Here is a 13,832-nt window from a genome sequence, read left to right on the forward strand (position 1 = left end):
ACAGCCTTACCTTCCGTATAACCTTTTCACTCTGCAAGAGCTATAAGATTGAAATACTGCTGTCAAATTGTGCGAGAAAAATGCGGATGGGAATGTGTTTTCCCAAAAAAGGATGTGTTACAGATGTAAAAAAGGGCATTTTTCTTCCTTGCAACCCTTTCTTTTTGTAACAATTATGCGGTTTTTTTGCTAGTATATAGCACGTGTTTATAGTTTCACAAACGAAATGTTTATGTTTATATAACTATATTACCCATAAAACGGTAAAATACTCAAGGAATGTAATCGTTTAGTAAACATTATGTAACACTACTGTAACGTTTTTATTTACGCCGAAAACAATATGTTGTATTAAATATTTTGAATATAAGTAGAAACCTACTAATCATCTAGAATGAAAAACGCTTTCCTACATTTTTTGTTATATTACAGGATGTTAACGACTTATTACGAATGGTTTGTAATTGTGTGTTTTCCCCAAATCCGAAAAAATCTGTTGCTATAATGAGGACACGAAAACAAACGCAATGGAGGCTATCATGAAAAAATTAATTGGAATAGCAACAGCAGCAGTTTTTGGTCTTGGGATTTTCACATCATCTGCTAATGCAGAAACTGTTGTAACAACAGACGTACTAAATGTACGCGAAAACCCTACTACTGAATCAAAAGTTGTCGGTAAATTACTAAACGGTAATAAAATAGATGTACAAAATACAGAAAACGGATGGTCAAAAATCACTTTAGATGGTAAAGACGCATTCGTAAGTGCAGAGTTCACAAAAAGCATCTACTACGTAACAGCTAACGTATTAAACGTACGCGCTGAAGCAAACACAAACTCAGAAATTCTTGGGACGCTTAAAAAAGACGATATGATCGAAACAACGAACCAAGTACAAAATGAGTGGTTACAATTCGAATATAACGGGAAAACAGCTTATGTTCACGTTCCTTTCTTAACAGGTACAGCACCTGTTATTGAGAAACAAGAACAACCTGCTCCTGCTAAAGCTGTAGCACCAGCTAAAGCACCTGCAGCACAAGCAAAACAAGCTGCTAAGCCTGCTGTGAAAGCTGCTGAAACTAACACACCTTCTGGTGGTCGTGAGTTAACAGTTGTAGCTACAGCATATACAGCTCATCCGAGCGAAAACGGTGGCACATACGGTGGCCGTGTATTAACTGCAATGGGTCATGACTTAACAGCGAACCCGAACATGAAAATGATCGCTGTTGACCCGAAAGTAATCCCATTAGGATCTAAAGTATGGGTAGAAGGTTACGGAGAAGCTATCGCTGGAGATACTGGCGGTGCAATTAAAGGTAACCGTATCGACATCCTACTTGGATCAGATAGTGCTGCTCAAAAATGGGGCCGCAAAACTGTTAAAGTGAAAATTTTAAAATAACCAATGACTGCTAAAGCCAGTTCTCTTTGTTGAGAGCTGGCTTTTATTTTTTTATAATAGCTATAAAGGAGGCTATGCCCATGAATGTACAAGCAAAAGTAGACTGGATCGGTACACCAAAACCGTATATATATAAAGATGAAGTAACATATGACGCTACTTCCATTGACTTTTCACTCGCTGGTGATGACAATCGTTATAAATTAATTGTGCTCAGTTCTGAAGAAAATACACATTACAAACTTGTCCAATATGGAATCAAACCAGGCTCACAAAAGCCATTCCCTATCGATATTCCATTTAAAAAAAACATTTTACCTATTATAGAACAAATATTACATGATCCATATGTACAAGCGATAGTAAAGGAAACGCGCTTATAATTGTAAAAAAGGATATCACCTCGCCATATTTTTTGGCTAAGTGATATCCTTTTCGTTTTTCCTTCTTGAACACGAGATATACACTACAAAAAAGAGGTTGTTCAACAATATTGAACAACTTCTCTCCTTTATTAGCGAGTCGGACCAGATACTTCCTCTGACTTAAGCGTATTATTCGCTCCAAGAGAATGGTACAATATCTTTCCATTTCCATTAACAGTAACGATATGGTCATTATTAAAACTTTTGAACTTCACAGATCCATCACCGTAACGAATATGATACTCTTCATATGTCGTTACTTTATATTTCGTAGCACTTTGACGCTCTACATTACGAATTTCCATTGTTAATAAATCTTCAGTAATTCCTTTTTTGTGTAAATATTGTATATAATCACGGTCTTCCTTATACGATTTCCCGCTCTTATCATAATTATTTTCAATTAGACTAAAATCATTTAATGCTATCGCACGTACATTATCATAAATATGATTTCGTACAAAATCACCCACCGCTGAGCTTGATGTTTCTTTCGGGAATTTTAAGTAGTATGTACTTTGGTCTCCCACTTTGATGCTTTCAGATTTAATGACACCATATTCAGCGTTTTTCTCTAAATGTACCTCTACTGTTTCATCTGCCGGTACAGGACCAAGTTTATAACTTCCACGGCTCAACTTCCCGCGCTTCTTACCATTGACAAATACAGTTGCATCATTTTCATCAGAAGAAATGGTTACATAGTTTCCTTCTAATGATAATTTAACATCCACCTTCGACTCTTTTTCATCTGCCAAGTCCACTTCTTTTTCTGTTTCTAACTCAGTTAGTTCCGTCTTCGCTTTTGCCTTTACAACGTAAGAACCAGAGAAATATGGACCAATTTCTTTTGAAGTTTTATCATTTGATAACTCTGTCTCTTTTTTATCATTCACATATATTTCAGCACTTTTGGCAGTTGTGCTTACATTCATATAATAAGATTTCATGTTAAGTTTATACTTCGGATATAAGAACCATTCTTTTCCGTCCTCTATAATTTGACCATCTTTAAATGATGCTTTATCACTTGCTAGTTTTTGATCAACTGTCTCTCTCTGTAAATAAGATAGCAGTTCTTTATTATAAGAAGGATTTTCTTTTAAATAACGGATGTACCCCTTAATATCTTCAGCTTTAATTTTCAAGCTTGGATCATCTACTTTTACAAACTCATCAATTGCATTCACATCTTTCTTTTGGAATGCTTCAATCATAACATTGACCTGTTTTTCTTTTGAAAACTTGCTTGCACCAAATTTATAGGCACCAAACAATATAGCAAAGATAATAACAAATCCTATAAGTAACACTATATTTCTCTTACTTTTCACTGGCTTTATTTCTCGTTGTATGTCTGAACGAGAAGAAGCTGTTTGGTCAGCAACTACCTCTACCTTAGTTCCACACTCCGGACAAAAATTCAAATGATCCGCAACTTGTTTATTACATTTCCCGCAAAACTTCAAATGGCTCTCCTCCTTATTTTTTTACTAACTTCATACCAGCAAACGTTAATGCGTAAGAAAGAAGAAAACTACCTACTATTAAATACACTGTGCTACTTTGAATAGAGAATAATGGTCCGGAAATATCAACAAACTCCTTCATAACTTCTCTACTTCCTGAAGCTTCAATATGAATTTTCGCCAACCCATTTACACAAAGCATCATCACAGTATACACCGCACTAAATACCGCGATAGTTACGTACATATTTTTCATCGGATATTGAGCCAATTTCATTCCAGCTCTAAATAGTAAAATACATGGTAATAAAATTAATAATCCCCACCAGTGCATATAGGAATTGAAATCCTCAATTTCTTTTACTCGTTTTAAATTAGCTCCGTTAGCGATTTCCAGATCTTTTAATGACGTACCATTTATTGATATTCCTGACGTATAAGATAAATGCAATGGACCTTTTTCCACTGAATATCTTCTCATTTCTTTATCCATATCTCCCCATTCAATTGCCGTTGGGGCGAAGTGAGCCATATTCCACATATATGGTGTTGCTTCTAATGAAATTAATGTTTTATATGTTTTCTCCGGAAAATCAATTGGTCCCACTGACTTTGAACTGCTAAATAAAATTGTAATAAGTATAATACCAAATGTAATAAGCAATCCTTTTAATACAGTTACTACACTATAATAAATAGACGTTACGTATGGAACGCTTCGACTCATAGAAGATAATAGACGGTATGGCCCTGCTTGAATACACATGCCAACAAACGTAAATAATACAGCAAATAGAATGCCGTACAATAAACTAACAATATGAGAATAACCAATGTTAATTGTCATCGTTTTATAGAATTGAGAAATTGTCGTAGAAGAACTTGCAATAAAGCTTACGATACACAAGAAAATCCCATATACAATACCAATAACACTTGATGTTAGTAACTTCTCACGCCAAACAGTAGAAGGATTGCTTCTTTCTACAAAGAATCCAATTCCACCTAATATAAGTGCTGGAATAGTTAACAAGATGAACAATGGGAAATGAAGGATAAATGACATCGCATATTCCTCGCTCCCACTAACTTCAAGGCCTATTAAATGATACATTAAGATTAATGGTGCTATGCCAATGAAAGATTGATTAATAGTAGCCATATTCAGCACACCATTCATATTTGTAAGCATCGTTCTCACTAGGTCATTAATCGCCGCATCAACAACTAAGCTACCAATCCAACCGGCTATAAACATACATATGATTGCAAGTCCACCACCAAGTAAACCTTTTTTCAAAGTGCTTCCAGATGGACTTACATGTAATTGTAAACCTTCGTCTTGTAATCTTGTTTTCATTTCTTTTTTCATAATACCTAATAAAGAATCCCCGCATTTCTCACAATACGTAGCAATCCCTTTACTTTCCACTCCACAAGTTCGACAATACTTGGAGTCTTTCGGCGCTAACGTAACTTCACTCTCTACACTACCTGTACTAGATCCATCGTGTGTACAATAATTCGCTACATCCGATTGTTCTAAACCACAAGTTTTACAATACATGTTCCTCACTCCTTACTTTGCTTCATACCACAAACTGGACAGAATGTAGCCTCTGTTGCAATTTGTTCACCACATGAAGTACATGATCCATTTTCAACATTTTTTGATTGAAGGAGTAACTCGTTTTCTTTCCCGCACTGTCCACAAAATTTATCATTTAATGATAATGGGCCTCCACAGCTACACTGCCCTTTCTGTCCTTGTTTCTGTAAATTAGCAATTTGCTTACGCGTGTTATAAATAGCAACATCCAGCTCTTGTACTGGTTCTATCATATTTTTCAACACATCTATTCGAACTTCATCATTGCGGAGTTGCATATATGCCGTTTGGCCCAGTTCAAGCAAAATTTCAGTTTTCGCTTGTAATTTCTCTTGCGTAATTTTCTTTAATTGCGCAACCTCCTGAGCTACTTGCAACTTCATCTTTCCTTGCTCAATTCCCTCTTGCAATTTGTTCATACCGTTACCAAACTTCGCCTGTAAATCTGACAATTTTTTCCCTCCTATAAAGAATATAGTAATATACGAAATTAACATTTTATATATTACCATGATTTTCAAGTTATGTAATCCAAATTTTGTAATCAAAATTTCATTTTTTCTGTTTTGAGCATTTTTTGTTTATAATGGTAAAGGAAAGAAATATGTGTACGGAGGAATATTATGCTGCAACACTCAATTACGAAAGATGAAATTATGATGATTGCGAATGAGTTCGTTCAAGGACTAGATCCACAGCAAACAGCTGATCAGGAACATGTCGCTACAGCTCGGCACCTATATCGTAGTGGTGTTGTCTACAACGTTGACTTTGATGGTTATACGCTATCAGGAACTGTAGATGCTGAAGGCAGCGTATATAGTGTCCATATCCCGATTCGTAACGTAGCTGAAAGCTATTGCGATTGCTTCGCACCAACGCAATGTGAGCATATGCTCGCTGTATTACTATCTGCAGCGTCTAGTTTCGGGCAAGTAGGAGATGTATTAAATTTATTTAAAAATAATACGAAACCTTCTCTTCCTCCTATTCGAACTGCAAGACAAGTATTGCAATCATCAGCTTTTGAAGAAACCGATTATAAAAGTTGGCAATCATATTTTGATAATGAATATGAATCATTTAAAAAAGAACAAGCTCGGCTTACTTATAAACAAATGTATTTTCTTATGAGTATTTTTACGGACTTCTATACGAAACTTGAGCGGAAGGCTCCGCGTATCGTTGTGATACATGAATTGTTCAGGTTACATGCAGCGCTTTATTGCTTTCAAAAATTATTAGAAGAAATTCAGGACTTCGAAGCAAATAAAACGTATTCTTATCATCAGCCTGTTAACGTCGTTCGCCTATTTGTAGATAAAGTGGAATCCATCGTTCGGGACTTACAATCAGAAGCGATTCCTTCAGAGTCTAAAGCAATTTTACAAGAAACAGCTCGTCTCGTTCACGAAGTATTCTTCTCCACGGATGCCTATACGCAAGAGAGGTTCTTTATTTATCGTCACATATGGAGTGAACTGTTACACAATAAAGAGCAGCTGCATGAAGAAGAAAAACGAATCGATACAAAAATCAATCCACTTTCCAAAGCGTTAGCATCTTCTCATCTACTGTTTTTAAATGATGAAGACCTATTAGCGATGGACTTACTAAAGAAACAACCTGCTTCTGTTGTAAGTCTGTACTTCTATTGGTTAGAAGAGTTGTTAAATGCAATGAAATGGGATCGTGCGAAAAACTGGCTTTCCTTTACGTATAAACAAGTGAAAAAAACGATACATGAGCACGAAAATACAATTTTCATAAAAGATATCGTTCGCTTATTCGTCATCATGTATGAAACGTATGCAACTCATGCAAATGAACAAGCTGGATTTGAAATGATTTTGCAAGAGCTATTACCATATAGTTTCGCAAACTATGAGCAATACGTACTCGCAAAAAAGCAGTATCAAACATGGGCAGAACTTCAGCTCTTACATGGATTTGAAGCAATTGAACTTTTGAAAGAACCGCTGAAAGATATTGAAAAGGAAGCACCAGAAGCGGCACTTCCTCTTTATCACCTTGCTGCCGTAGAGGCCATTGAAGAACGAAATCGCAAATCATATAGACGTGCAGTTCGTTACTTAAAGAAATTACGTACATTATATAAACGATTAAAGCGTACCGATGAATGGGATACCTTCATTATTCACATCGCAAACTTACATTCACGTCTACGTGCACTACAAGAGGAATTACGGAAAGGAAAATTAATCGATGATCAATCAAACTGAAGTAACAATTAGGCTCCAGCATGTTAGTCAAGGTTGGTTCCTTTGGGGAGAAGATGATAGCGGTACTCCATTATCCGTAACCAGTTGGAAACGAAATGCATTTACATGGCATTCCACTTCCTTCTACGGCACGTTTCTAAAAGAAGCAACCTTTGAAGGAAAACAAGGTGTTATGCTAACAAACGCACAAGCATTTGAATACATCGCTAATAAACCGATGAATTCCTTTGCCCATATTCAAATGAACGGCCCTATTACAGCACTTAAGGAAGATGCGAACGAATTATGGGATGCCTTCATCAGCGGTAGCTTCGTACCTGATATGGAGCGTTGGCCTAAACAACCATCTTGGAAAGTTCAAAATACTCCAATCGAAGATGACACATTGGCATCTCTTTTCTCAGCTGCAGTAAATGAAAGCATATTACAAGATAACCGTTCAAATGACGGATGGGAAGATGCAAAGAGACTTTATGAACATTACGACTTTACGAAAAGACAATTGGATGCAGCACTACATGAAGAAGATTGGCTTCGAAAAATTGGTTACATTGAAGATGACCTTCCCTTTACAATCGGACTACGGCTACAAGAGCCACAAGAAGAATTTGAAATGTGGAAGCTTGAAACAATTGTTACACCAAAGCGTGGTGCACATCGCATATATGTATATGAAAACATCGATTCTTTACCAAAACGCTGGCACGATTATGAAGAGCGTATTCTGGAAACACAAGAAGGTTTCAGTAAGCTCGTTCCATGGTTAAAAGATGGAGATACATTCCGAAGCGAGCTCTTTGAAACAGAAGCGTGGAACTTCTTAACAGAAGCAAGTAACGAATTACTCGCTGCAGGTATTACGATTTTACTACCATCATGGTGGCAAAATTTAAAAGCGACAAAACCAAAATTACGTGTGCAACTGAAGCAAAATGCGACGCAAACGCAATCTTTCTTCGGTATGAATACGCTCGTTAATTTTGACTGGCGCATTTCAACGAACGGCATTGATTTATCAGAAAGCGAATTTTTCGAACTCGTTGAACAAAACAAACGATTATTCAATATAAATGGTCAATGGATGAGACTGGACCCAGCCTTTATTGAAGAAGTACGAAAGCTCATGAACCGTGCTGATAAATATGGACTCGAAATGAAAGATGTCCTTCAGCAACATTTATCAAACATGGCTGAAACAGAAATTGTAGAAGAAGATAGTCCATTTAACGATATTGAAATTGAACTAGATGGATATTATGAAGAGCTATTCCAAAAACTATTGCACATTGGAGATATTCCGAAAGTAGACGTCCCTTCTTCACTACATGCTACACTCCGCCCGTATCAACAACATGGCATTGAGTGGTTATTATATTTAAGAAAACTTGGATTCGGCGCATTGTTAGCTGACGACATGGGACTTGGAAAAAGCATTCAAACGATCACTTACTTACTATATATAAAAGAGAACAATCTCCAAACAGGTCCTGCCTTAATCGTGGCACCGACATCTGTTCTTGGAAATTGGCAAAAAGAATTTGAACGTTTCGCACCAAATTTACGTGTTCAGTTACATTATGGAAGTAATAGGGCGAAAGGTGAATCATTTAAAGACTTCCTTCAATCAGCAGATGTTGTATTAACATCTTATGCATTAGCTCAGCTTGATGAGGAAGAACTTAGTACGTTATGCTGGGATGCTGTTATTTTGGATGAAGCCCAAAATATTAAAAACCCACATACGAAACAGTCAAAAGCAGTCCGAAACTTGCAAGCAAATCACAAAATTGCTTTAACCGGCACACCGATGGAAAACCGACTTGCCGAGCTTTGGTCTATTTTCGACTTCATTAATCACGGATATCTTGGCAGCTTAGGACAATTCCAGCGCCGCTTCGTCTCACCAATTGAAAAGGACCGTGACGAAGGAAAAATCCAACAAGTTCAACGATTTATCTCGCCGTTTTTACTGCGTCGTACGAAAAAAGATCAAACAGTCGCATTAAACTTACCAGATAAACAAGAACAGAAAGCTTACTGTCCACTTACTGGAGAACAGGCTTCCTTATATGAACAACTTGTTCAAGATACGTTGCAAAATGTAGAAGGATTAAGCGGGATTGAAAGACGCGGATTTATATTACTCATGCTGAACAAACTTAAACAAATTTGTAATCACCCTGCTCTTTATTTAAAAGAAACAGAACCAAAAGATATCATCGAACGTTCCATGAAAACGAGCACGTTAATGGAACTCATTGAAAATATAAAAGATCAAAATGAAAGTTGTTTAATCTTCACGCAATACATCGGTATGGGGAACATGCTAAAAAGTGTGTTAGAAGAACATTTCGGTCAGCGCGTCCTCTTCTTAAATGGTAGTGTACCGAAGAAAGAACGTGACAAAATGATCGAGCAGTTCCAAAACGGAACGTATGACATTTTCATCTTATCGTTAAAAGCAGGTGGAACTGGTTTGAACTTAACCGCTGCCAACCATGTCATTCACTACGACCGTTGGTGGAATCCAGCTGTAGAAAACCAAGCAACAGACCGAGCATATCGTATTGGTCAAAAACGCTTCGTTCATGTTCATAAACTTATTACAACGGGGACACTCGAAGAAAAAATTGATGAAATGTTAGAAAGAAAACAATCATTAAACAACGCCGTCATTACAAGCGATAGTTGGATGACCGAACTATCCACAGACGAGCTAAAAGAATTACTTGGTGTATAAATCAGCCCTCACCAATCGGGCTTTTACTGGCAGTTGTCCCCCACCTCACTTCTGTGCTTTCGCTGAATTTTGAGGTGGGGGTCTTACTGCCCGGCGAATAGCGGGATAAACAAAAGGAGCTAATCTCAAAAGATTAGCTCCTTTTTCTATTCCAAAACCAATTACTTATTATAATTCCTGTTAATCCGCCGCACGTATCCAGTAATGAATCTTGCCACATCGGTGTACGATCTCCCGTAGTCCATTGATGAATTTCATCAAATGTTGCATATCCTGCAACGAAAAGAAGAGCGTATAGGAAACACCTTTTTCTCGAACAACCCGATCGATGAAAAGCATAATACGTCAATGACCCGAGCATAAAGAACACCATAAAATGAGCACCTTTACGAAGGAAAAACTCAATAAATCCGCCTACACCTTTATTTGCAATGCTAACAGGTGTACCACCGCCGTAATCGATAGATACCCACGAGAAATGCTCTTTTACAAACTCCACATTTACATATTGTTCAATATCTGAGCGCATATCCTGCTTTTTATATGGTTGTGCTGAGGAATAGAAAATCAACCCCATCCATAGTAAAACAGGAATCCAAAATAACCATTTACGATTCATTCTTCCGAAACCCCTCTCTTAGTCTTTTAAGAGTACCAAAAAAAAGAATAAATTTCACGCCAAAACATGACATTTGAACCCTATTTATATAGTGAAAGGGGGTGATAAACATGGCAGTCGAAACAATCGTAATGGACTTAACTTTACGTCTTGTCTTAAACAATGGATTAGATAAAAACGGAAAAACAGTTTTCAAGAACAAACAATTTAAGCGCGTTAAGACAAACGCAAACTTAGAACAAGTACAAAACGTAGCACGTGCTCTTGCTTCCTTACAAGCATCACCACTTCACGCTATACAACTTGTTAGCACATCAGATCTTTCTAACCTATAAGGTAGAACTGTAATCAGTGGGGCATCCCCCGCTGATTATACGATAAATAAAAAGGAGGAAACAACGTATGCAAGTACTAGAATTAATTTTCGCGAAAGAAGATGGAAAAACAGTCGTCTTTTCTATCGAGAAACCGATCACACCCGTCGATGCACAAGTCGTAAATCAAGTAATGGATACCATCCTTGCCTCATCTGTATTTTCATCAATCAATGATAATACCCGAAAAAAAGGAGCCCGTCTCGTAGAAAGGAATGTATCTGAAGTTTCCATTACCTTATAAAGTGAAACTTTAATCAGTGGGGGTTTTGTTCATCCCCCACTGATTATTAGTTGAACCGGACGTTAACGCGGGATAAACAAAAAGACGAATCTGCATCATTTTGCAGATTCGTCTTTTTTCTTCGGCATTTCAATCGGAATAAAGATTTTGGAAAAACCGACGCATACATATTTATAGTGTTCTCCGCCTATATCGAACTCAGTCTTATATGTTGAGAAGAATATATAATCATCTCGCTTCGTATAATGATCGATTAATAATCCAACTTGTGGCTCAACATATTTTTTCGCCAATTTCTTACCAGCCGATGCTAAATCGCCAAGGAGACCCTCTTCATTCTCTTTTTGAACTTCGTCTAGCTTCTTACTTACATCGTTACGTTTCATAAACTGCTTCGCTGCCCAGTCCGTATATTCACCTTTACTCGGATTGCTATTTGCTAAATATACTAGAAGAACAACAACTAGAGCCATAATAATATACTTTTTTTTCATACTATCTCACCGCCTACTCTTTTCTATTTTCATATATATGTACAAGCGATGCAAATTAGAAAGACTAACATCTATTGATTGTAAACGAATAGACAAAATTTACAATATGAAACGGAATATTAACAGTTAATTTACTTAATTCGTATATAATAATATTAATAATATTATTTTAAAGGGGAGGACTCGAAGTTATGAACAATGAAAATGATATTTTTATTTCTAATGCAACAATGATGTTAGAGCCTTACAAGCACCCTTATTACCAAACAAAAATAATAGAAAGTAGTGGGAACCATCTTTACTCTCGTCAAACTGCTCTCCAGCTCATCAAACAAGCTTGTCTAGCCAATGTTCACTCTACTTATCAAGGCAGGCGTAAAGCAGTTCAAACAAACTTTCATTTCAAACAAAATGTCCCAATTCCAATTAATCATCGAGAATATATTTGTGCTTTTCCGACAGAATCTCCTTCTTCTCCAAACTGTATATGGCTGTTTTATAATCATATAAATGACATAGAGTTTTTCAAAAAGAGTAAAAAAGCTACCATTTATTTTTCAAATGGCACAACTACAACCATACATATCAGTCCTCATAAGTTAAAACAACAATTATTAAAGTCTGGATACGTATTAGCACGTATGAACATGCAAGATTCACTACAGTTCAAAAACCTCTTATTACATTTACTACCTTAACAAAATAAGTAGAATGGAAAGCAATATCCTTGCCTTCCATTCTTATGATACTATTTATCCTCTTAAGTTATCTCGCATTTTATCAAGTGCTTGCCGATACACCCATCTCACTTGATAATAAGTCATTTCCATCTCACTAGCGATCTCTCCCATCGTCTTCCCTACAAAAAAGCGTTCAAAAATAATATACTTCTCCTTCTCATCTAACACACTCATAAAATCCTTCGCTCTCATTTCAATATCTTCAAAATGAAAGATATCCTCATACTCTCCTACATATACACACTTTTCTTGCACTGCAAACTCTTTCTTCAATCTTTCTAATATATAACCACGCACCGTTATAACTGCATATGCAGGAAAACTTCCTTTCTCCGCATCATATCTTTCATATGCATACCAAAGACCAATTAAACCACATTGATAATACTCTTCATGATCTTGATAAATACCTAACTTCTTTATTTGATTCACAATCATACCTTCATACAAAACAACTGCCTCTTTAAAAGTTGCTGGTTTCACACAGTACCCACTTCTAAAAGGTATACCTCTTTGTTATTCTGCCGGTACCTCCACAATATAAAAATAAAGAATATAATTCACTACAAGTAATTTCAAATACGACCGCCGAAATTTGAAATTACACTAAACCGTATTTGAAATTCTGCTGGTAGTATTTGAAGTAGGGGGAAAAATAAAAAAGGTGACTCCGAAGAGCCACCTTTTTAAAATAATATGTTATGCACCAAAATCAGAGAACATGCCGCCTAACACACTAAACCCAATTGTAAAGATAAAGAATATAGAAATTAAAATTATTGCTTGTTTTTTACTTAAACCAGCAACAATATGCAAGCCTAAGCCAGTTAAAATTAAACTCCAAATGTTAAAGACTTCAAATGCAGAACCAATGCCATATGCAATTGTTCCTTGTTCAAATAAAGGTCCTAAACTTGTATATTTATCAGCGCCATTCCCACCTAAAATATATCCTAAAGCTACATTAAGAAGACTACCAACATAAAAGACAACATTAGCATATATATAAATAGATAGTATCTTCATATATGGAGTATCATTGCTCATAAACATCATAATAATTTTATAAAATCCGGCTACTACAAAAAGACCAAAAGCAGTTCCAACTAGACCTCCAATAGCTCCAAACCCAAGTGTAGTCCATTTCATTATACCTGTCGTATCATCCTTAACCAGCTTCGCCAATTCCGGGGTATTAAGTAATCCTAAATAAGATACCGCTGCTGCCAAGATTGTCCCCATTAGAAGAAATAAGAAAAACCCTCCCCATACAGGACTTTTCGTCTTCATTCTCTCAAACTGTTCACCTGGAGAAGTAATCATCCCAAACAATGACGGCTTTTTCGAACCTACATCTTGCGTATTAATATTTGTTTCCATTATAACGCCTCCTTCTATGTATATAACCCGTTCTAACGGGCGGTTCACTTCCTCACATGGAGGCTACGAACCGCCCACTAGAA

General features: G+C 36.5%; 14 protein-coding genes. 7 read left to right on the top strand and 7 right to left on the bottom strand.

Going from position 1 to position 13,832, the window contains the following annotated elements; all coding sequences use genetic code 11:
- The first annotated feature begins 539 nt into the window (after window positions 1-539).
- The gene (locus AAG068_RS26120; protein WP_342716371.1) at window positions 540-1,412 is read left to right on the top strand and encodes a cell wall-binding protein EntA; all 873 of its coding nucleotides are present in this window, start codon (window positions 540-542) and stop codon (window positions 1,410-1,412) included.
- A gap of 80 nt (window positions 1,413-1,492) precedes the next feature.
- Window positions 1,493-1,795, top strand: coding sequence for a DUF3910 family protein (locus AAG068_RS26125; RefSeq protein ID WP_342716372.1), 303 nt, complete (start codon window positions 1,493-1,495; stop codon window positions 1,793-1,795).
- A 131-nt stretch (window positions 1,796-1,926) separates the two neighbouring features.
- Here AAG068_RS26125 and AAG068_RS26130 read toward each other — a convergent pair whose 3' ends face one another.
- The 3 genes from AAG068_RS26130 to AAG068_RS26140 are packed head-to-tail and all read right to left on the bottom strand — an operon-like array spanning window position 1,927 to window position 5,367.
- Window positions 1,927-3,306 (bottom strand): zinc ribbon domain-containing protein, encoded by a 1,380-nt coding sequence (locus tag AAG068_RS26130; RefSeq protein ID WP_342716373.1) that lies wholly within the window; start codon window positions 3,304-3,306, stop codon window positions 1,927-1,929.
- Window positions 3,307-3,319: 13 nt separating this feature from the next.
- Entirely contained in the window at window positions 3,320-4,873 is a 1,554-nt protein-coding gene (locus tag AAG068_RS26135; RefSeq protein ID WP_342716374.1) for a hypothetical protein, read from the bottom strand.
- Window positions 4,874-4,878: 5 nt separating this feature from the next.
- A complete protein-coding gene (locus tag AAG068_RS26140; protein ID WP_342716376.1) occupies window positions 4,879-5,367 on the bottom strand; it encodes a zinc ribbon domain-containing protein in 489 nt (162 codons plus the stop codon).
- A gap of 171 nt (window positions 5,368-5,538) precedes the next feature.
- Here AAG068_RS26140 and AAG068_RS26145 point away from each other — a divergent pair, with 171 nt between their 5' ends.
- Together AAG068_RS26145 and AAG068_RS26150 are read left to right on the top strand one after the other, a co-directional pair.
- On the top strand, window positions 5,539-7,158 hold the full coding sequence (locus tag AAG068_RS26145; protein ID WP_342716377.1) for an SWIM zinc finger family protein: 1,620 nt from the start codon (window positions 5,539-5,541) through the stop codon (window positions 7,156-7,158).
- On the top strand, window positions 7,142-9,898 hold the full coding sequence (locus AAG068_RS26150; RefSeq protein ID WP_342716378.1) for a DEAD/DEAH box helicase: 2,757 nt from the start codon (window positions 7,142-7,144) through the stop codon (window positions 9,896-9,898). Before AAG068_RS26145 ends, AAG068_RS26150 begins: the two co-directional genes overlap by 17 nt.
- 133 nt (window positions 9,899-10,031) lie before the next feature.
- Here AAG068_RS26150 and AAG068_RS26155 read toward each other — a convergent pair whose 3' ends face one another.
- Window positions 10,032-10,517, bottom strand: coding sequence for a VanZ family protein (locus tag AAG068_RS26155; RefSeq protein WP_342716379.1), 486 nt, complete (start codon window positions 10,515-10,517; stop codon window positions 10,032-10,034).
- 110 nt (window positions 10,518-10,627) lie between these two features.
- Between AAG068_RS26155 and AAG068_RS26160 the strand changes: the two genes are divergently transcribed.
- Window positions 10,628-10,852, top strand: coding sequence for a DUF1659 domain-containing protein (locus AAG068_RS26160; protein ID WP_306186480.1), 225 nt, complete (start codon window positions 10,628-10,630; stop codon window positions 10,850-10,852).
- A 67-nt stretch (window positions 10,853-10,919) separates the two neighbouring features.
- Window positions 10,920-11,135: a DUF2922 domain-containing protein gene (locus AAG068_RS26165; protein WP_306186479.1), complete on the top strand. Its 216-nt coding sequence runs from the start codon at window positions 10,920-10,922 to the stop codon at window positions 11,133-11,135.
- Window positions 11,136-11,230: 95 nt separating this feature from the next.
- Here AAG068_RS26165 and AAG068_RS26170 read toward each other — a convergent pair whose 3' ends face one another.
- Window positions 11,231-11,629, bottom strand: coding sequence for a DUF4359 domain-containing protein (locus AAG068_RS26170; RefSeq protein WP_029441035.1), 399 nt, complete (start codon window positions 11,627-11,629; stop codon window positions 11,231-11,233).
- A gap of 191 nt (window positions 11,630-11,820) precedes the next feature.
- On the opposite strand from AAG068_RS26170, the gene AAG068_RS26175 reads away from it, so the two are divergent.
- The gene (locus AAG068_RS26175) at window positions 11,821-12,327 is read left to right on the top strand and encodes a competence protein ComK (RefSeq protein ID WP_342716380.1); all 507 of its coding nucleotides are present in this window, start codon (window positions 11,821-11,823) and stop codon (window positions 12,325-12,327) included.
- Between the two features lie 54 nt (window positions 12,328-12,381).
- Here the strand turns inward: AAG068_RS26175 and AAG068_RS26180 are convergent, their stop codons facing one another.
- Together AAG068_RS26180 and AAG068_RS26185 are read right to left on the bottom strand one after the other, a co-directional pair.
- The gene (locus AAG068_RS26180; RefSeq protein WP_342716381.1) at window positions 12,382-12,852 is read right to left on the bottom strand and encodes a sigma-70 family RNA polymerase sigma factor; all 471 of its coding nucleotides are present in this window, start codon (window positions 12,850-12,852) and stop codon (window positions 12,382-12,384) included.
- Window positions 12,853-13,068: 216 nt separating this feature from the next.
- A complete protein-coding gene (locus AAG068_RS26185) occupies window positions 13,069-13,749 on the bottom strand; it encodes a Yip1 family protein (protein ID WP_342716382.1) in 681 nt (226 codons plus the stop codon).
- Window positions 13,750-13,832: the final 83 nt, after the last annotated feature.

The organism is Bacillus paramycoides (genome assembly GCF_038971285.1).
In the GTDB taxonomy this organism is placed as follows: Bacteria; Bacillota; Bacilli; order Bacillales; family Bacillaceae_G; genus Bacillus_A.

Coding starts and splice junctions, on each gene's coding strand:
- AAG068_RS26120 (WP_342716371.1), top strand. CDS start 540: ATGAAAAAATTAATTGGAATAGCAACAGCAGCAGTTTTTGGTCTTGGG.
- AAG068_RS26125 (WP_342716372.1), top strand. CDS start 1,493: ATGAATGTACAAGCAAAAGTAGACTGGATCGGTACACCAAAACCGTAT.
- AAG068_RS26135 (WP_342716374.1), bottom strand. CDS start 4,873: ATGTATTGTAAAACTTGTGGTTTAGAACAATCGGATGTAGCGAATTAT.
- AAG068_RS26145 (WP_342716377.1), top strand. CDS start 5,539: ATGCTGCAACACTCAATTACGAAAGATGAAATTATGATGATTGCGAAT.
- AAG068_RS26150 (WP_342716378.1), top strand. CDS start 7,142: ATGATCAATCAAACTGAAGTAACAATTAGGCTCCAGCATGTTAGTCAA.
- AAG068_RS26155 (WP_342716379.1), bottom strand. CDS start 10,517: ATGAATCGTAAATGGTTATTTTGGATTCCTGTTTTACTATGGATGGGG.
- AAG068_RS26160 (WP_306186480.1), top strand. CDS start 10,628: ATGGCAGTCGAAACAATCGTAATGGACTTAACTTTACGTCTTGTCTTA.
- AAG068_RS26165 (WP_306186479.1), top strand. CDS start 10,920: ATGCAAGTACTAGAATTAATTTTCGCGAAAGAAGATGGAAAAACAGTC.
- AAG068_RS26170 (WP_029441035.1), bottom strand. CDS start 11,629: ATGAAAAAAAAGTATATTATTATGGCTCTAGTTGTTGTTCTTCTAGTA.
- AAG068_RS26175 (WP_342716380.1), top strand. CDS start 11,821: ATGAACAATGAAAATGATATTTTTATTTCTAATGCAACAATGATGTTA.
- AAG068_RS26185 (WP_342716382.1), bottom strand. CDS start 13,749: ATGGAAACAAATATTAATACGCAAGATGTAGGTTCGAAAAAGCCGTCA.